Below are 18,970 nucleotides of genomic sequence, written 5' to 3'. Positions count from 1 at the left end.
TGTTGTAAAGCTGTAATCACAACATTCTATGCTACAATAGCCGTACACACACTTCAGTTGGAGGGGTTGTTTTGACACTTCTACAGTATCATCTCTCTCAATACCCGAATGGAGATACGATATTTCCATTTCATATTGATATCCATCCGATTGAACGAACATTTCCTACGCATCGCCATGACTTTTTAGAATGTGCGTATGTACAGAGCGGGACCGGTACAGAGGAAGTGAACGGTCAGTCTTTCTCACTCCAACCAGGGACGCTCGCGTTTATTCGACCCTTTGACACACATGCAATTCATTGTGATCAAACGGAAGGGTCTCTCGTTTTATATAACATCAATTTTCGCCCAGAACTGTTTGCTTCCTGGGAGCTCGCCTCTTCATCATTGTATCCACTTCTCTATGAGCGCTCAAAGTGGCCACACAGTCATGTGCAATTGCAGGGCGAAGCGCGCAAACGTGCCGAAGTGTTAACGAAGGATATGCATAAAGCATACCTTAGCTCTTCACCACATCGCTACGTGCGTCTGCAAGCCCAGTTAACTGATTTACTACTTCTTTTCTTTGAAGCCGCACAAAATCAACCTGCAAAAGAAGGAACACGTCCAGCGGACACGTGGCAAGTGCTCGATTATATTCACGCCCACTTTCGCGAACCGTTGCGTTTAAAAGACTTAGCTTCTACATTTCATGTCAGTGCCTCTTATTTAAGTGAAAAAATCATCTCAATGTGCGGCAAACCTTTTACAGCCTATTTGCACGAGCTCCGTGTTCGGCACGCATGCAGTCTATTGCACGCAACTCGTATGGCCATCGCGGATATTGCCGAAGCAAGCGGCTTTGTCTCGATAAAAACTTTTTCACGTGTATTTAAATCTTATACAGGAAAAACACCCTCTGCATACCGAAAAGAGACGCAATGGGAATAACTATCACGCCAGAGTGTAGACAAAGTCACTTCTAGATGTTGTCTACACTTTTTTATCGTCCGCTTAGCCACCTTTCCGTTATTTTTCAGCCTAACTTTAAATACCTTTTCAGACGTTGAGCGAAAAATTCATAAAAGACGAGCGAGCCAGTATACGGCAGATGAGACGTTAAACGTTCGTTAACAGGCTGGCACAACGAGCGTAACCGTTACGTCCCTTTTTCAGACATCAAGGTGAGAAATCTTGAAAAACGGTTTTATTCGGGATTGTATAAACGTCCTTATTTAAAACATCATTGATGATACGTGCATTTCGATACACAGCTAATCCGAGATTGGTTGCAGCGGGGCCATGGCTATGCTCAAGGTTTGTCAGCATGTAAAGATGATGTGTACGTGGCTTGGCAAAAGATAGGTGATAGTTCTTCCCAACGGCAAATTGTCTACGTGCTTCATCTTCAAATATGATGTCTTCTTCATAATTAGCAAAGAGCCAATCCGGAAGCCGCGGCTTGTCACCAGTTGCAAAAATGACCACATCTGCGTCTATCGTAAAATCAGCTTCTTTATCTTGATGATGAAACGTCAGCCGCTTTTTTCCATCCGCTAACAATGCCATCTGTCGAAAAGAGGATCGAGCCAAGATACTAATGTTTGGATCTGTAGCAATCGTTTGCTCATAAAGTTGGTTGTAAATGCTGCGCAACGTTTCTGGGTCAATGCCTTTACGTAGAGGAGAAAGCACCGGCAAAAGGCTCTGCCGTTTTTCATAGGAAAGAGGATGAAAATAACGAACAAAGTCAGGAGAAAACACTTCCTGTCCAAGCTTTGCAGACTCCATTTGCATAAAACCGGCAGAACGTGTCATCCAATGGAGCTCTCGATGAGGGTATTCCTGCTGTGAAGAGAGCAAATCTAAAAATATTTCTGCTGCGCTCTGCCCGGATCCAATGATCGCGACGCGCTCCGCCCGCTCACACACGGAGCGCGCAAATACGTAAGCGGACGAATGAAACACACCTGGCAAAGAGAGGTCTGCGTCAGTTGGAACATTCGGTTGGTATCCCGTTGCCAAAGCCACGTGCTTTGTGTGAAAAATACTGACCTCATTGGTAGCGACATTTGTTACATAAACTTCATATCCATCGCCACTTGGATGATCTTTTACATCGTACACGTCATGATTCAATCGAACGTTTTGTAATTGATTTCCGACCCACTCTAAATAACGACTGTATTCGGCTCGCGGCACGTCCAAACGCTGATAGAAAAAGAATGCCTGTAGGCGCTCTTGTTCTTTTAAATAATTTAAAAATGTATAAGGGGATGTAGGGTCTACAAACGTTGCGAGATCGGCTAAAAAAGACGTTTGTAAATTCGCATTTTCAATAAGCATTCCTGGGTGCCAGGCTAAAGTGTTACTGCGGTCAAAGAATAGAGAAGTCAGACCTTGCTGCTCACACATCGCAGCAAGCCCAAGACCATAAGGACCGGCACCAATTCCAATCATGTCATATCGCGTTTGTTCTGTGTTCATCTTCAGTTTCCTCATTTCTTCATTTCTTCTCTCGATCGTTTCCCTTTCTGGGCAAAAGAAAACATCTGTCACCTGTAAGCTTAGTGCAAAAGACAAAGAAAAAACGCTTTAACCCATTTATGTTTGGATTAAAGCGTTATATATAAGATTTCGATTGCAATGGAATCACATCCTTTTATTATTCCTCCTTTAATACTTAAGAATGTAGGTTGTTAGCCAGTAGCGCGCGGTGGGTAATAAATGCCTTTATATTGAACACGTATGTTTGGTGTTCCATATTCGCGTAACTTTGCACGCACTTTTCGAGATGCGTCCATCATGCCGTCGGCTTCAATGCGTTCATCCCATTGTTTGTGCTCTGTTATAAAAGAAAAAAGAAACTGTTTCATTTTTACACCTCCTTAATATAATCATTTTTAAAACGCTATCATAAGTATACAACAAAAACTGTTATAATTCCTTATAGATACTGTTACGTTTTTGTTAATTCTTCATTATAACCAGTTTTCAACAATGTAAACATTATGACCTCCGCAAGTCATTTATGCTTAAAATCGCAAAAATAAATTTCCTCAAGTTAACTGAGCTTATTAGCTTGTTCGTCAAATCACAAAGTTTACTGCCGGGGTCTTGCGAAATGTCACAAGGTTGTCACTAAACCAGGCCGTTTTCAACAGATAAAAACACGCCAGATCCTTCAGAAGGACCTGGCTCAGCATATGATTGACAATCGGAGATATCCGTCGCTCACTCTCATGACATAAGGATCAATACATTTTCCGCTAATCTCGGTGCGCCTTTCTTGACTATTTAAATAGCGTACAAATTATTTAATGGTTCCGTAGCTGAGCAAATTCGTGAATAAACGATACCCTCCAGGAACTTGATTGGCGATTTGGCGATAGAAGACAAGATTTGTATACAAGTACGTCCCTTCCCCATACTCAGCCATTAAAATGCCACCGGTGAATGGGTCTTCATTTGGATCGGCCATCGATACGAACGTTTCAAATCGGTCGTCCCAGCTCATCGGAAAATACAATCCTCGCTCCTGTACCCAGTTGTTCCAGTCACTGCTGTCAATGTTGTTCGGGTAGTTAAACAATGGATGCTCCGGCTTTGTCACTGTCACAGGGGCATTTTCATCAGTGACACGCCATTCGATGGAAGGTTGACCAATCTCTAAAGGATAAGGTGCAGTCGTCTCTTGATCCCATTGATCCCATGGTTTATGGTACTGGACAACTAAATGTCCCCCATCTTCAACATATTCGAGTAATCGCTCATTGTGACGAACGAGATCTTCTCGTGACAACCGTGCTCTAATCCCCGTGACGATGGTATCGTACTGACCGAGATCGGCAGAAGCTAAGTGCTGCTCAGTTAGCTTTGTCACGTCGAACCCTGCATTTAGCAGTGCGTCGGCAACTTGGTCAAAACCACTTTCTACATAACCAATCTTTAATGTGTCAGGCTTTTGCAATTCAAACGCTACGCCTTCAATCGTAGCTGGATATTGATAATATGCATCGTCAATATGCTCGTAGACAATTTCTTGAACCGACGTATTAAAAACTTCATTTTTTGATTCAGCCATTGCTTTCACTGCGAAAGTGCCCGAGGTGATGTGGGAAGGTGGGCTTACTTTAAATGAAACTTCTGTTTCAGATGCTGGCGACAGCTTAATTTCCTCTTGTTTTGGTTCACTTTCCCATCCTTCTGGAAGCTGAAGAGCAACATCTGCTACGTTCACCTCTGTTCCATAGTTTTTCACACGTACACGTACAGGCATGCTGTCTTTTATATCAACTGTGTTTACGATCAAGTTTTCTGGTGAAGTACTTACTGCTAATTTTGGTAAAACGTAGAGCGGTTGTGGTAGCTCTGTGGTGCTAGTCGTCGTAATACCTTTTCTCGTAAATTGAACCGACGGCATCAGCAAAGCGTCGTCATATGGATGAGTATATGCTTGATTTAGAGGAACTTTACCGGTAAATGTGACTGTTTTTTCTTGATTCGGTTTTAGTTGGCTGATTTTAATTTGACCGTCGAACTCCCAATCTGCCGGGGCTTGAAGACTTACATCGATGTTTCTTAAGATGTTTTCCCCGTTGTTTTTCACCGTCATTGATAATGACACATCATCTCCTCTCGTCACAGTTGCCGAAGATATTTTCGTGTCTAATGTAAGTCCCGAGGCGAGAAAACTTACTTCTTGAAGCTGCTCTTCTTTCAGTGTTAGCTTATGCACGAGTGTATTTTTCACCTCTTGATCTAAGGCGCTTTTTCCGATTCGCTCTAACATCTTTCTTACATCTTTGAGCGCTTGTTTGGATGGGGATAATATGGCATTACGATCCGGATATAAATCGACAATATGATCGAGCTGCTGCTGAATCTTCTTCAACTCTGAACGAAGCTTTTTCTCCGGTACTTGTTCGGCCCATTCTGATAGGTCGTACGGAATACTTGAAAATAAGCCTTCTTCTTCCGAGCTGCTCGCTTCTTTCCATCGCTTTAAATGATACGGTCTTGGTTCTACCGGAATATCCTTACCCATGCCTTGACTCTTGTGCAAATACCTAGATTCCTCACCAAGTTGAGGGTAGGACATCCCATATATCGGATCATAACGACCGATATCGATGGTTGTTGTTGCTTGATTTTTAGAGGCAACAGGCAAATACAATTTTTTTACCTGCCAAACAGATAACCCTTCCTTAAGCTGTTCTGGAAAAACAGAGGGATCTGCTGCGTCTTCAAAAGCGCGGCCGCTTAACAATGTCATCGCCCTGTGATGCCCATGCTGCGTATCTACGTTTTGAAATGAAGGCATGACAATATCTGGCTGATATGTGCGGATGAAACGAATCAAACGCTCATAAGTGAGTTCTTCACCCCACTTCTCCAACGTTTCTTCCGGAGATTTTGAGAAACCGAAGTCGTATATCGGATCAGAAGTTGTTTCGCTTAGATGGTACGCTTTCACACCGGTGACTTTAGCTGCTTCCTTCATTTCGTTTGAGCGAATAATGCCAAGTCCATCGCCTAACTCACTTCCGATCTCGTTTTGACCACCCTCACCCCGATTCGCAATTAGACTAGCCGTTTTCACGCCAAGCCCCCTCGATAAATAAGCAAGAAAATCACTACGCTCATCGTCGGGATGTGCGCCTATGTTTAAAAATGTAACCGTCGTGTTCAGTGGGTTGAGCGCATTCCATAATTCTACGTCTTCAGGCGTATCATCAGCCAATCCATGCGCCGGGAGCATTGCGACAATCATCAGTACGACTAACATTAAAGCAAGATATTTCTTCATTTTGTAACCCCTTTCATTTTTTGAAAAACGACTACGCCTTTTCTCGGTTATTTTAGTTAGTTAAGATTACTAACTATCTAAAGCAACCATCCTCAGGCAACATGTTAGCAATTCGTATCATTTGTGTAAATAGTCAAAAAATACTACATGTTTGTGTTGCAGCATATAAATGACGAAACGGGCTCATTGTTGCAAATAAAATGCGAACAAAAAATTTTCCGAATGGTGTTTACAATAATCTAGATTTAATTTATACTCTTCGTAAATCTCTAATTAGTAAGTAAACTTTACTAACTCAAACCGAGCATTTGAACAACATACTATTAATCTAAGGAGTTCAATCTATGCAGAAAGGCAATGCAGCTTACATAAAGACAATGAATAAGCGCCTCATACTCAAATGTGTTATGGAAGAAAACGCCATTACACGAGCTGCGATATCTAAGAAACTATCATTGAGTAAACCGACCGTGTCGACGCTCGTCAATGACTTGATTGATGAGCAATGGCTGATCGAAACTGGCAATGGCTCTGCCTCTAAAGAGGGTGGGCGAAAGCCTGTGAACTTATCTTTTAATGCGACGAGATCTTATATCATTGGGGTTGATATTGGTGGTACTAGCGTAGGACTTGGGCTTACCGACCTAAAGGGCAAGGTTTGTGCATTTCGTGAATTTCCAACTCAACAACACCTTCACCATCATCTTTTTGAAGAGATGAAACGCCATGTTGAATCTATGAAAGATCAGCTGCGCATTAGCGACGAAAAGATCTTAGGTCTAGGAGCTGGTATTCCCGGCGTGACGAATAGTAGAGACGGCATTGTGATAGAGGCTCCCGCCTTAAAATGGAAGAAATACCCAATTAAAGAGAAGCTTGAACAAACCTTTCGTTTACCGGTACATGTAGATAACGATGTCAATACGACCGTGCTTGGTGAGCATTGGATAGGCATCGGAAAACATAAAAAAAACCTTGTCTACGTGGCAATTGGCACGGGCATTGGAAGCGGTATCATGATTAACGGAACTTTGTACCGCGGAAGTAATTATAGTGCAGGTGAGATTGGGTATCTCGTCACTGACAGAAAATACGCAAAAGAATATCATCCCGTCCATGAAGGCTACGGATTTTTAGAAAGCGTAGCGGGCGGTGCATCGATGAGTGCGCAGCTATCTAAACGGATCGGGATTGAAGTAACAGCAAAAGAAGCCTTTGAGCTTTATGACAAAGGAAATAAAGAAGCGATTGCGGTGATTGATACAGCTTTGGAGAACTTAGCCATAGGGATCAGCAACTATGTTTCTTTATTTGATCCTGAATTAATTATTTTAGGAGGTGGTGTCAGCAATGCATTTACATTAATCCATAAGAAAGTCATGGACAGCATGAAGCGTTATGCTCCGCAAACGTGCGAAGTCGTCAAAACGTCTTTTGACAAAGAAGCCGGAGTCATTGGTTCAGTCGCTTTGTTCTTAAATGAGTTTGAAGGATTATTTAATATTTAATTTGAAAGGGGTTTCTCAATTGAAAAAAGTATGGATGTTCTTACTCGTCGTCTGTTTTGGGCTCGTCTTAGCAGGCTGTATGGCTGGCAATCCACAAGAAACACAAACCAGCACTTCGGAAAGCGATAACAATTCATCTAATTCCTCCAATTCTACAGAGACAGACAACGAGTTGGAAGACAAAGTCGTCGTCTATTCCCCACACGGCAAAGATATTTTAAGTGATTTTCAGCAACAGTTTGAAGCCGAATATGGCATCGAAATGGAATTTTTAGATATGGGCTCACAGGAGATTTTAGACCGAGTGCGTTCCGAGGCAAATAATACGCAAGCAGATGTATGGTGGGGTGCTCCCCAAGTGAACTTCGACCAAGCCAAAGAAGAAGGGCTACTAGCTGAATACAAACCTTCCTATGCTGATCAAATTGATGACATGTACCACGATGAGGATTGGATGTGGTCGGGAACGTCCATCACACCAGAAGTCATTTTGTATAACTCAAAAGAGCTCTCCGAAGAGGAAGTGCCCAAAGACTGGGATGACCTCCTCGATCCGAAATGGAAAGACGAAATCATTATTCGCTACCCATTGGCTTCAGGAACGATGAGAACAATCTTTTCTGCAATGATTTATCGAACGTATCAAGATACTGAAGACCCGCAAGAAGGCTATGACTGGCTGCAGAAACTGGATGAAAATACGAAAGAATATTCCGCAAATCCAGAAATTATGTACAATCAAGTCGCCAAAGGCGTTGGATTACTTTCCGTTTGGAACATGCCGGACACTGTCATGCTCGCCGAAGAAAAAGGCTACCCATTTGACTATGTCATCCCTGAAAGCGGTACACCTGTCTTGACGGAAGGCATTGCCATTATTAAGGACGCACCAAATCCGAATGCAGCCGAAGCGTTTTATGAGTTCGTGAATACACCAGAAGCAGCGAAATTACTAGCCGAGACATATTATCGTATTCCTACCCGGAATGACGTCACCGACCTGCCAGCTTGGATTACCGAGACTGACATTAATGCGATGGATATTGATTGGACGCTTTTCCAGGAGAAGTCCGGTGAATGGATGGAACATTGGGACAACAACATTAAAAACACCGAAAAAGAGCAGCAAGAATAATAAAAGCGAGCTTTTATGAAAGAGGAGTTGTTTTTCATGTCAACAGTAAGCTTGTCTGAAATTACGAAGCGATTTGGGGACGTAACAGCAGTCAAAGGGTTGGATTTAGTCATAAAAGAAGGCGAATTTTTTACGTTCTTAGGCCCGAGTGGCTGCGGAAAAACAACAACCCTCCGGATGATTGCTGGCTTCTACTTCCCTACACAAGGGAAAGTGCAGTTTAACGAGAAAGAGATGACCTCAGTTCCACCGGAAAAAAGGAATACAGGCATGGTTTTTCAAAACTATGCCTTGTTCCCTCATATGACCGTCTTTGAAAATGTCGCATTTGGACTCAAGGTAAGGAAATTGAGTAAAACCGAAGTCCAAAAACGCGTGGAAGACGTGTTAAAGAAAGTGCATCTCGAGCAATTTATTAGCCGGCAAGTCAGCCAGCTAAGCGGAGGGCAGCAACAGCGTGTCGCCTTAGCACGTGCGCTCGTCATCGAACCAGATATTCTCTTGTTGGATGAACCGCTGAGTAACTTGGACGCTCGCTTGCGAGATGAGATGCGGACTGAAATTCTACGCCTGCAACGTGAATACGGAATTACGACCATTTACGTGACGCACGACCAGGTGGAAGCTTTATCGATGAGTGATCGCATCGCTGTCTTTAACCTCGGTGAGTGTCAACAAATTGGGACGCCAACGGAGATTTACAATCAGCCGGTCAACGATTTCGTCGCTGAATTTATTGGTGAAACCAATTTACTTCCGATAGAGCTTGATCAAGAAACTGGCGATGAATGTGCATTTTGGAGCAATGATCTAGAAAAAGCCATCTACGTCAAAAATACGGAAGCGAATATCGCTGCTTATGATGAAACTGATCGTTTGTTCATGTCCATTCGACCCGAAGCAATGACGGTGTCCGAAGAGCCACTCGAAGAAAAAAATATGCTTACCGGCGTCGTCACACTCGTTCAGTTTACGGGAGAGTCCGTGCACACATTTGTCAAAATCAATGATCTTGTCACACTGAAAACGACAGATCTGAACCGGGGGCCAAGTACATACTTGCAAGAAGGCATGCAGGTTTACATTCATTTGCCCGCGACACAGATCAGGGTGATCCCACAGGCAAAGGGTGACAAGTAAATGTTAAATGCAGAAAAACGAAAAACAATCTTGTTGTTAATCCCGATCATTTTAGTCTTAGCTGGTTATGTACTCTACCCTTCCGTCGCTACACTTATCGAAAGCTTTCAGCGACAAGGTGCCTTTTCCTTTATCAACTATTCGGATTTTTTCGGAGCAAAAGCGCAAGCCAATTTTGAAGCGCTTTGGAACTCCATTTACATTTCACTTTTATCGGTCCTTTTCAGTGCGCTGATCGGCGTACCGCTAGCTTATATCTTTAATCGTTACGACTTTCCCGGCAGACAATTTTTCTCAAACATCGCGATTATGCCGATTGTGCTGCCTTCATTGGTCGGTGTTATGGCGTTTATGTTTCTTTATGGTGAAGCTGGCCTCATTCCTAATGCGATTAAAGATGTCTTTAACCTGTCAGAAGTCCCTTTTAAAATTGGCGGCATTTCCGGGATCTTAATTGTCCATGCGTACACGATGTATCCATATTTTTATATGACGACATCGTCCGCGTTAAATAATATTGATCCGTCTCTTGAGGAGGCCGCGTATAATTTAGGATCTAGTAAATTCCGCGTGTTCTGGAAAGTCACCTTTCCGCTCTTAACACCTGGGCTCGTTGCCGCTTCTTTATTAGTGTTTATGGTGTCTATGGCATCGTTTAGCGCCCCGTTTTTACTAGCGGGCGGTTATCGAGTGCTCAGTTTACAAATTTACTTTTCAAAAATTAACGGTGACCTTGAAATGGCAGCGACGCAGTCAGTAATTCTATCGGTTGTGTCGATCTCCTTTTTACTCTTTATGCGCTGGTATCAAGGGCGCAAGGATTATCGTATGGCCAGTAAAGGCATTGGCGCACATCGCAGTGAAGTAAACAACCCAGTCTTAAAAACGATCATGGTGACCATTGGCATCCTTGCCATGGTTGTTCTCTTACTGCCGCACGTCACTCTGCTCATGTTATCGCTCGTCCCTGATGGCGCATGGACATGGCAGACATACCCTCAAGCGTTTAGCTTGGAGAATTATCGCTTGTTATTTGATGACCCTAACATTTGGGACCCTGTACGGAACAGTTTAATTATGACGGTGCTTGCGTGTATTGGTGTATTTGTCTTCGGCATTATCACTTCATACGCCTTAGTGAAGCGCAGCTTTATCGGCAAGAATTTATTAGACATTCTCGTGATGATTCCGTGGGCGTTGCCAGCAACCGTTGTAGGTATGAACCTTATTCTTGCCTTTAACAAGCCGTCTCCTTTTTCCTTTGGGCAAATTCTCGTCGGGACATTTTGGATTTTACCTTTAGCTTATTTCATCCGGTTTATCCCGCTCGTCGTCAGATCCACCACTGCTGTGTTAGAGCAAATGGACGATTCGTTAGAAGAAGCTGCGCAAAACTTAGGGGCCAAATGGTTCTACACATTTAGAAGAGTCGTCATTCCGATCATCATGCCAGGTGTGCTCAGTGGAACCTTGCTCGCCTTTGTGCAGGCAGTCGGTGAATTTCCAACGTCGGTGTTGCTGTATACGATCAGTAACCGGCCCATTTCTATTGAAATCATGAACCAGTTGCGTATGTTTAATATGGGGCAAGCCGCTGCCTATGGAATGATTCAAGTCGGGCTTATCGCCATTGTCATGTTTATTTCTTATCGTTTCTTCGGTGTGAAATCGGAGAACACGTTGTAGGCATTGTAAGAGGTTTTCATAATAGACGTTGGAGGGCTACTATTGCGTACAATGAAGGAAGAATTTGAACAAACGGATGGAACCCAATTCCCTGGTAAAACATTTATGGATGAGCTGTTAAAACCAATGTTTTATGACCAAAAAGAGCATTTATTCGCCGCGATGTTCAGCATCCATAAAGCACACACGACGATGCTTTCAGAACAAGGCATTTTAACGAAAGAAGAAGCTGAGAAAATCCTCTATGGCGTTCAGGAAATTGAACAGATGGATATTGAACAAATGGAATATTCTTCTCGCTACGAAGACTTGTTCTTCTTCGTAGAATCAAAAATTGGCGAGTTAATCGGGGATGAACTTGCTGGAAAATGCACATTGCCAAGAGTCGAAATGATATGGGTGAAGCAATGTACCGTATCGTCTTGCGAAGCTATCTTCAGGAGACGATGGAACAGGCAAAGCAGTTAAGTGAAGCACTGTTGGATCAGGCAGAAACCCACATTCACTCCATTATGCCGGCACACACGCATACACAGCCGGCACAGCCGACAACATTTGGTCATTATCTTGTTGCGATCTATGATAGCTTAACCCGAGATATTGAACGGTTAGCGCATGCGTATCAAACGGTGAATCAATCACCGATGGGTGCCGCTGCGATTACGACGAGCGGTTTTCCGATCAATCGGGAACGCATGGTCGAGCTGCTCGATTTTGATGGTTTGATTGAAAACTCTTATGATGCGATTGGTGCTGGAGATTATTTAATTGAAGCTGCGCAAGCGCTAATAAGCTTAATGACCAATATGGGCCGCTGGCTGCAAGAGTTCCTGCGCATGGCCTCTAAAGAAGTCGGTTTAATTAAAGTATCCGACGCATATGTGCAAATTAGCAGCATTATGCCCCAAAAACGTAATCCTGTCTCGATCGAACACTGTCGTGCCATTGCAAGTAGCGCCGCTGCTGAAGGGTTAGCTGTCATCCATATGATTCATAACACCCCTTACGGCGACATTAATGATACTGAAGATGACATGCAGCCTCATTTATACAATGGTTTTAAGAAAGCGCTCCGAGTTTTAAAGCTGATGCGTGCTGTCACAGTAACGATGGATTTTCAGACGGAGCGTGCTTACGATCAGGCCAAGAAAAACATGATCACGATTACTGAACTCGCTGATGTACTCGCCCGTGATTACGGTATTTCCTTTAGAAAAGCCCACCACAAAGCAAGTGTGATTGCCAAAATGGCGGATAAAGAAGCGAAAGAGCTCTACGAGATTCCACTTCAACAAATCAACGACTGGTTGGATATGCAATTAACAGCTCGTGACTGGGAGGAAATCATTGACCCAACGTTTTTCGTGAAACGAAGAAATCGCACTGGTGGTCCAAACCCAGAGGTCGTACGTGCGATGATTGCCAAAAGGAAGCAAAAGGCTTTAGGTCAGTGAAGGGTCCAACCTGATAAGCTGAAAAAGGCGTAGGACATGAACTGTCCTGCGCCTTAGCTTGTTAAAAAAACGATTTGCTCAATCTGTCGTTGCTCGCCTCACTCGACCTCTCTTCAAGAATTGTCGCGCTTGCGAGCGCTTGCGATTCCGAAAGCAAATAATGAATGTGTGCGCCTTATGTATGATCGCAGACGAAGCTTTTCGGGTTTGCCCCTCCTACATATTAAAAGGGGCATCGTAAATGTTAAAAAGAGCGCTATCTAACGTCGTGACGATGGCCGCTTTTGCGCTAGCATCCATTGGATGACGTCGGCGTTTGTATACGTTTCAGTCCAAGAATCGTGCATAGCGTCTGGATAAATGGTCAAGGTCGCATTGCCACCGGCTTGCTGAACCGCCTCCACCATCGCTTCAGATCGATCTAAAGGGACAATATCATCCTTAGCACCATGAAATGCCCAAATGGGGATGCTTGTAAGTGCTGAAGCGTGTGCGATGTCGCCACCTCCACAAATTGGGATAACAGCGGCAAAACGAGCGGGTGCCATTGCGCTTAAAGCCCAGCTCCCATATCCACCCATGCTTAATCCAGTTACGTAAATGCGGTCTTCGTCAATCGGATACTTATCTACGATTTCATCAAGCAGAGCAATCACCGTATCTAACCATTGACTCCAATCTGTACCTTCTTTACATTGAGGTGCGATCATCATAAATGGACGTTCATGCCAAGCTGTCATAATTTTAGGCAATCCCTGTTCCTCGACTTTTTTCACATCGCTCCCACGCTCGCCGCTCCCGTGCAAAAACAAAACGAGCGGGTATCGCCCTTGCTCAATTGTTTTTTGATCCGGCATCGACAGTAGGTAAGCGATTGATTGTACGTCTTGATGACTTGGTTGTGAATGCTTATGCTCAAATTGCATTTGCCCCATCGTATCAAAACCTCCTCTACTAGATCGAACTTATGACAAGCGGCTAAATACCTTATCGTACGCCTCTTTCGATTTTTGCGCGAGCTGTTCTGGTGTTTCAGAAGGAGGTTCCTTCGTTAAAATCTCTTGGGCTATCGCTCCTTCATAACCGATATTCTTTAACGTCTGCAGGAAGGTCGTTAAATCGATGACACCCTCACCGGGGTAGAGACGGTCATTATCAAGCACGTCTTCCACAGGAACGTCGCGTGCGTCATTTAAGTGGACGTGGACAAGCTTATCTACGCCTGCCTTACGAATGTCTTCTGCAGTTCCTCCGGTTGTATACCAATGAAAGGCATCAAGCAATAGCCCGGTATTTCCCTCATCAATGGCTTCAATCATATCGATCATCTGTGCCATTGACCAAATAAACGGATGCTTCCAAGTTGTCCGTAAATGGTGCGGTCCGACAAATTCAAGTGCGAGCTTTACATCGTATTGCTTTAAAATTTGTGCGCACAGTTTTAAGCGCGAAACAGCTTTTGCCATAAACTGTGCCGCATTCCAATCGGTCGAAGGAAGTACATAGGTTGTAAAATTGTCTACACCTAAACTTTGTGCAAGACGGGCCTGTGGTACAAGGTTTTCCAAATCCTGCGAAAATTGCGCATCACTTTGGCGCCATTCGACAGGAAGACCAAATGTCGAGATGTTCACGCCGGTAGCATGGAGTGACTTTTGGAAGGGTTCCAAGCCTTCGTTGTCGACAACCTTTAGCACAGAAGCGCCGCTCGCTTCGATCGCTGCAAAACCATAGTCACCTGCAAGCGTAATCAAATGATGCACATCCTTCACAGCACCAAGACCCGCTCCTGATAGTGCTTTTTTCATCATCATCCCTCTTTTCCTCGTGATGTCATTGCGATTGTAAAAATTGCAATGCCCGATCTTCAAAACCTAGCAACGACTCGTGACCGTAATCCGGATAAATCACCATGTCCTTCGATGCTTTTAATTTGTTATAGGCAGCAAATTGCGTTGATGGAGGACACGTTGCGTCCATTAGCCCAACTGCCATCAGCACATTGCCCTGGACACGGTCAGCAAGGTGCTGTACATCAATATAACCGAGCGTTCGAAAAACTTCATCATGTCGCTCATGGGTAGGATCAAATCTACGGAAATAAGACTTTATTTCGTGATAAGCGTTTTCTCCTTGATCCATCTCCCAGACACGTAAATAGTCACATAAAAACGGATAAATAGAAACAACTTTTTTGATCCGAGGCTCTAAGGCGGCACACGCTAAAGCTAAACCGCCACCTTGTGATGCGCCTTTCGTATAGACTTGCGCTTCATCTACTTCTTCCTGTGCCATTGCAATTTGAGCAAGTTGAACAGCATCAAGGAAAATATGCCTGAATAGAAGGTCGTGCGGCGAACTATCGAGACCACGGATAATGTGGCCCTGTAGCGTATTTCCAACGACACCACCAGGATCTTCTGACAATCCTCCTTGCCCACGGCAATCAAGGGCAAACACAGCATAGCCAAGGCTGAGATACTTCAGCTTGTCCGACCAGTCTCCCGATGCTCCTGTGTAACCGTGAAATAAAACGACAGCGGGATGGTGCTTCACATCCCGTCGTATTGGCCTTACATATTTCGCATGAACACGTGCCCCGCGAACACCTGTAAAGTAAAGGTGAAAGCACTCTGCGCCAGCAACCTGAAATGAAGCCGGGATCATTTTAATATCCGCTTTGACAGCCTTTAATTCTTGCAAGGCTTCTCTCCAATAGTCAGCAAAATCATCTGGTTTAGGGTTTCTACCATCATATCCTTTTAATTGCTCCAGAGGCATATCGAGCATTGGCATCTCGTTTCCCACAGGTCTTACGACAAGTGGGTCCCTCCCTTCCTTTATAAAAGTCGTTTGGAACACCCATCTCCTAAAAATTACTATTCTGACTCAACTGGCTCGGCCATCACCTTTAACACTTCTTTTGCTTCTTCTGGTACATTTGAAAAAATCGGAATCAATGCCAGCAAAGGTCGCGTTGGACGGAGCTCCAGCTCATTAAACATTCTCGTATCTTCAGTCAACGGAACAGCAAATAAATGTGACTCCCCTGACTCAGGATCTTCGCGCACATACGGCTTCCATTCTTCGGGCGGCTCTTCTCCCTCATATAAATCATCGAGACTGACGAGTCCACCTTGATTCAAAATATTCACCATATAGTCTTCGTTCGCAATAAGAATATCGACGGTGCGTGCTGCGCCAATTTCAACCGTGATTTTTTGAGCAATAAACGGAAATGCCAGGATGTCTACCTCATCTTTTTTGCCCTCTTCTGTTTCGTTTGCTTCAATTCCCAAGGAAACGGTATTTTCGATGTAATCATCAATCCTAACGACGGTTTCATCGGGAATCATTTCATGGAATTGTACCTCTACTTTTGGGTTCGTATCTTCCGATGCACATCCGCTCAAAACGGCAAGAATTGTGAAAAGCGCCCCCAAACGCCAAGAAATCTGTTTCATCGCTGCTTCCACTCCCAAGAAGTTGTATTATTTTTCCACAAAGCGAAGCACCGTCTCCACTTTTGTTTTTTCTGAAGATTTTAGAATTTGCACACCTGTCGTCCTTTCCTCCATACGTAGGTTTGGAGCGTTCGTTATCCAAGTATATGGCTCAGGGCAAACAAACCCTGAATCACCTGCACCAGAATAAACGACCCAATGCTTAAAGTGTTGATCCGCGGTGTAATATATATCTACAGGCAAGGCCGGATTTTTCAACTCACAGACATTTTTCTCAGCCGCTTTTTCGTTATAAAAAGCATCATCTAACGCGACGCCTTGAAGTGAAAAGCCTGTGTGCCATTTTTCCGAGTCAAAGCTTTCCCAGCGTTCTGTCGGGATTAACCGTTCAGAGTCTAGCTCCCATTTATGATCTACCGTAAGCTTAAACTCGTCACCACCATCGGCTGGATAATTAAACGTCGTATGATACCCAAGCCCCCAAGGAAACGGTTCAGCCCCGAGATTTTCTATCTCCGCGGTAATCGTTAGCTCTGTATTCGCCAATGTATATGTAAGACGCAACCGAAAATCGTGGGGAAACTGCCGCATTGCATGCGCATCTTCTGCTGAGCGATATTCAGTCACGACCACTGCTTTTTCATCGTCAGCTGTTTGAGACACGACATGCCACGGCTGATCGTACACGAGACCATGAATGTGATTATTCCGCTCTTCCTCTGTTAAATCAAACTGGTACATCCGATCGCGAAAATATAACTTTCCATCTGCTAAACGATTGGGTGGAAAAAGGACAGGTGTACCAAACAGCATCGGACGAGACTCATATTCCTCGAGCGTTTGCGGCTCGCGAAGCAGAGGAACATTTGTCGCCTTATGGCGAATGGAGATGAGGTTGCTCCCCCACTTAGGTACAACTGTCATTGAAAGCGCATTACTTTCAGCACAAACCGCATCCTCACCTAAATACGTAACATTCTTCGTTTCGTGCATGTCCGACTCCTCTCTTCTTTTTAAGGAACCCCCTTAAAAAGCTGTCTCTTTTTTGACATTATAGCGTATTTCACCGGAACATTTAAACAGAAAAGACAATTGTCATGAATGTGATCACGTATTGACAAGTCATCAGCACACTGTCAATCGCCACTTCTCATCTCTTCATGAACAAAATTCTCTCTGCAAAACTTCTAAATTAGTTCGAAAACGTTTTCAAAAAACTGTGAACGCTGTTAAACATACGACACTCTCATCCGCATACGGAGAATGATTGTAGAATGGTCTGCCGTATGCCGTATGCTGACCAGTTGAATGCCGCATAAACCGGACCTTTTCACGCCGTGATGCATAACAAGCGTTTTTTAAGTAGTTCTTCCCCTAAACGAGAGTAGACAAAATCAAAAATGATTTTGTCTACCTTCTATAGCACCTAATACGATTCTGGTTCGACGACGCCTTTTTTGAGAATGATATTTCCATAGGGCACCGTATCTCCTGTCGCTACAATGGCATATGCTTTTTTCGCACGCTCATAAAAATGAAAGCGTTCCAGCTGTTCACAAGGGTACGGCTGTAACATGTTTTCATATGTTTTCCATACGGCCGGTTCTGCGTCCCCTTGGACTGGCTGCATTAAAAATATCGGACTTTGTACATAATTGTCTAACGGAAACAACGGATATAAAGCCTCTAATAATGGAACAATACGGTGCCCGTCACATCGAACGAGACGCTGGGCGTGGCTGGCAGCGGGGAAGTTCCCGTCTGCCAGGACAATCTCGTCCCCGTGCCCCATTTCCATTAATACCTTTAAAAGCTCAGGTGACAAAATCGATGGAATGCCTTTTAACATGGCGCTTCCTCCTTACTCCGTCTCAGCAACAAAGGTATTTGTCAATGATCCTAGCTTTTCAATGCTTACGGTCACTTCATCACCTGGTTTCAAATACACTTGCTCATCCTCTGGAGAGCCGAGTACGACGCCTTCAGGTGTTCCAGTTAAAATGATGTCTCCAGGAACAAGTGTCATATGCTTGGAAATGTAGCTAACAATCTCTTTACAAGAAAAGATCATATCAGACGTATTAGAGTTCTGTCTTTCCTCACCATTAACGATCGTTTTAAGTGCCAGCTTCTGAGGGTTACCCACTTCGTCAGCAGTGACAACGTCTGGACCAATCGGGCTGAACTTATCGCACGTTTTCCCGAGCAACCACTGTGGTGTCTTCATTTGTAAATCACGAGCTGACAAATCGTTCGCGGCACAGTAACCGAAGACGTGATCAAGCGCCTCCTCCTCAGAGACATTTTTCGTATTTTTACCGATAACAATCGTAAGCTCCACTTCGTAATCGAGTTTTTCAGTCACAGTAGGCACTGGAATGTCTTCAAGATGTCCTGCTAGCGTATTATCAAATTTGTTAAACAGAATCGGCGTTTCCGGATAAGGAGCATTTGTTTCATCCGCATGACGGCGATAATTTAACCCGACACAGATGATTTTGTGCGGTTGAGGAATACACGGACCCCAAACGACTTCTGCTTCAGACAAGAAGACCGCTTTGTCGTCTTGAATAGCCTTGTTTACAAACGTACTGACGTTTTCTAATGCTGCTTGACCTCCAGCGACGATGTCCATCATGTTGACTTCCACAGAAGATCCAGGCATATTTGCTGCTGTTGCCGATAGGCTAAGGAGCCCTGCGTCTGTACGAACTCCTGTGTGTAAGCTTCCGTCTATATGATATGTAAATAGCTTCATTTACTCTCCCCATTTCTTTGCAAAGTTATTTCATA

17 protein-coding genes are annotated in these 18,970 nt (G+C 44.0%); 7 read left to right on the top strand and 10 right to left on the bottom strand.

What is annotated here, in order from left to right; all coding sequences use genetic code 11:
- Positions 1 to 71 precede the first annotated feature (71 nt).
- Positions 72 to 932, top strand: coding sequence for an AraC family transcriptional regulator (locus tag G4V62_RS11025; RefSeq protein ID WP_165202169.1), 861 nt, complete (start codon positions 72 to 74; stop codon positions 930 to 932).
- Between the two features lie 228 nt (positions 933 to 1,160).
- Here the strand turns inward: G4V62_RS11025 and G4V62_RS11020 are convergent, their stop codons facing one another.
- The 3 genes from G4V62_RS11020 to G4V62_RS11010 form a co-directional block, all read right to left on the bottom strand.
- A complete protein-coding gene (locus tag G4V62_RS11020; RefSeq protein WP_165202167.1) occupies positions 1,161 to 2,468 on the bottom strand; it encodes a lysine N(6)-hydroxylase/L-ornithine N(5)-oxygenase family protein in 1,308 nt (435 codons plus the stop codon).
- 212 nt (positions 2,469 to 2,680) lie between these two features.
- Entirely contained in the window at positions 2,681 to 2,857 is a 177-nt protein-coding gene (locus G4V62_RS11015; RefSeq protein ID WP_165202165.1) for a hypothetical protein, read from the bottom strand.
- A 437-nt stretch (positions 2,858 to 3,294) separates the two neighbouring features.
- Positions 3,295 to 5,790, bottom strand: a complete 2,496-nt coding sequence (locus G4V62_RS11010) for an NEW3 domain-containing protein (protein ID WP_165202163.1) — start codon at positions 5,788 to 5,790, stop codon at positions 3,295 to 3,297.
- A 344-nt stretch (positions 5,791 to 6,134) separates the two neighbouring features.
- Here G4V62_RS11010 and G4V62_RS11005 point away from each other — a divergent pair, with 344 nt between their 5' ends.
- From G4V62_RS11005 to G4V62_RS10985, 6 genes are read left to right on the top strand one after another with little or no spacing between them, the layout of a single operon-like run.
- A complete protein-coding gene (locus tag G4V62_RS11005) occupies positions 6,135 to 7,298 on the top strand; it encodes an ROK family transcriptional regulator (RefSeq protein WP_165202161.1) in 1,164 nt (387 codons plus the stop codon).
- Positions 7,299 to 7,317: 19 nt separating this feature from the next.
- Entirely contained in the window at positions 7,318 to 8,433 is a 1,116-nt protein-coding gene (locus G4V62_RS11000) for an extracellular solute-binding protein (RefSeq protein ID WP_246218391.1), read from the top strand.
- A 36-nt stretch (positions 8,434 to 8,469) separates the two neighbouring features.
- Entirely contained in the window at positions 8,470 to 9,573 is a 1,104-nt protein-coding gene (locus tag G4V62_RS10995) for an ABC transporter ATP-binding protein (protein ID WP_165202159.1), read from the top strand.
- Positions 9,574 to 11,259, top strand: a complete 1,686-nt coding sequence (locus tag G4V62_RS10990) for an ABC transporter permease (protein WP_165202157.1) — start codon at positions 9,574 to 9,576, stop codon at positions 11,257 to 11,259.
- A gap of 42 nt (positions 11,260 to 11,301) precedes the next feature.
- The gene (locus G4V62_RS19890; RefSeq protein ID WP_246218390.1) at positions 11,302 to 11,727 is read left to right on the top strand and encodes a hypothetical protein; all 426 of its coding nucleotides are present in this window, start codon (positions 11,302 to 11,304) and stop codon (positions 11,725 to 11,727) included.
- A complete protein-coding gene (locus G4V62_RS10985; protein WP_246218389.1) occupies positions 11,655 to 12,713 on the top strand; it encodes a lyase family protein in 1,059 nt (352 codons plus the stop codon). The genes G4V62_RS19890 and G4V62_RS10985 overlap by 73 nt, the downstream gene beginning before the upstream one ends.
- 260 nt (positions 12,714 to 12,973) lie before the next feature.
- On the opposite strand, the gene G4V62_RS10980 is transcribed toward G4V62_RS10985, so the two are convergent.
- The 7 genes from G4V62_RS10980 to G4V62_RS10950 all read right to left on the bottom strand — a co-directional run bounded on the left by G4V62_RS10980 (position 12,974) and on the right by G4V62_RS10950 (position 18,935).
- On the bottom strand, positions 12,974 to 13,648 hold the full coding sequence (locus G4V62_RS10980; RefSeq protein ID WP_246218388.1) for a carboxylesterase family protein: 675 nt from the start codon (positions 13,646 to 13,648) through the stop codon (positions 12,974 to 12,976).
- A 30-nt stretch (positions 13,649 to 13,678) separates the two neighbouring features.
- Positions 13,679 to 14,521, bottom strand: a complete 843-nt coding sequence (locus tag G4V62_RS10975) for a sugar phosphate isomerase/epimerase family protein (protein ID WP_165202155.1) — start codon at positions 14,519 to 14,521, stop codon at positions 13,679 to 13,681.
- A 25-nt stretch (positions 14,522 to 14,546) separates the two neighbouring features.
- Entirely contained in the window at positions 14,547 to 15,509 is a 963-nt protein-coding gene (locus tag G4V62_RS10970) for an alpha/beta fold hydrolase (protein WP_165202153.1), read from the bottom strand.
- Between the two features lie 83 nt (positions 15,510 to 15,592).
- Entirely contained in the window at positions 15,593 to 16,177 is a 585-nt protein-coding gene (locus G4V62_RS10965) for a hypothetical protein (protein ID WP_165202151.1), read from the bottom strand.
- A gap of 27 nt (positions 16,178 to 16,204) precedes the next feature.
- On the bottom strand, positions 16,205 to 17,170 hold the full coding sequence (locus G4V62_RS10960; RefSeq protein WP_165202149.1) for an aldose 1-epimerase: 966 nt from the start codon (positions 17,168 to 17,170) through the stop codon (positions 16,205 to 16,207).
- Positions 17,171 to 17,603: 433 nt separating this feature from the next.
- Positions 17,604 to 18,026, bottom strand: coding sequence for an L-fucose mutarotase (gene fucU / locus G4V62_RS10955; RefSeq protein WP_165202147.1), 423 nt, complete (start codon positions 18,024 to 18,026; stop codon positions 17,604 to 17,606).
- A gap of 12 nt (positions 18,027 to 18,038) precedes the next feature.
- Positions 18,039 to 18,935 carry a fumarylacetoacetate hydrolase family protein gene (locus tag G4V62_RS10950; protein ID WP_165202145.1) on the bottom strand — a complete coding sequence of 299 codons (897 nt, stop codon included), beginning with the start codon at positions 18,933 to 18,935 and terminating at the stop codon, positions 18,039 to 18,041.
- Positions 18,936 to 18,970: the final 35 nt, after the last annotated feature.

It is taken from the genome of Litoribacterium kuwaitense (assembly GCF_011058155.1).
Taxonomy (GTDB): Bacteria; Bacillota; Bacilli; order Bacillales; family DSM-28697; genus Litoribacterium; species Litoribacterium kuwaitense.
This window is presented reverse-complemented; position numbering and strand designations above follow the sequence as displayed.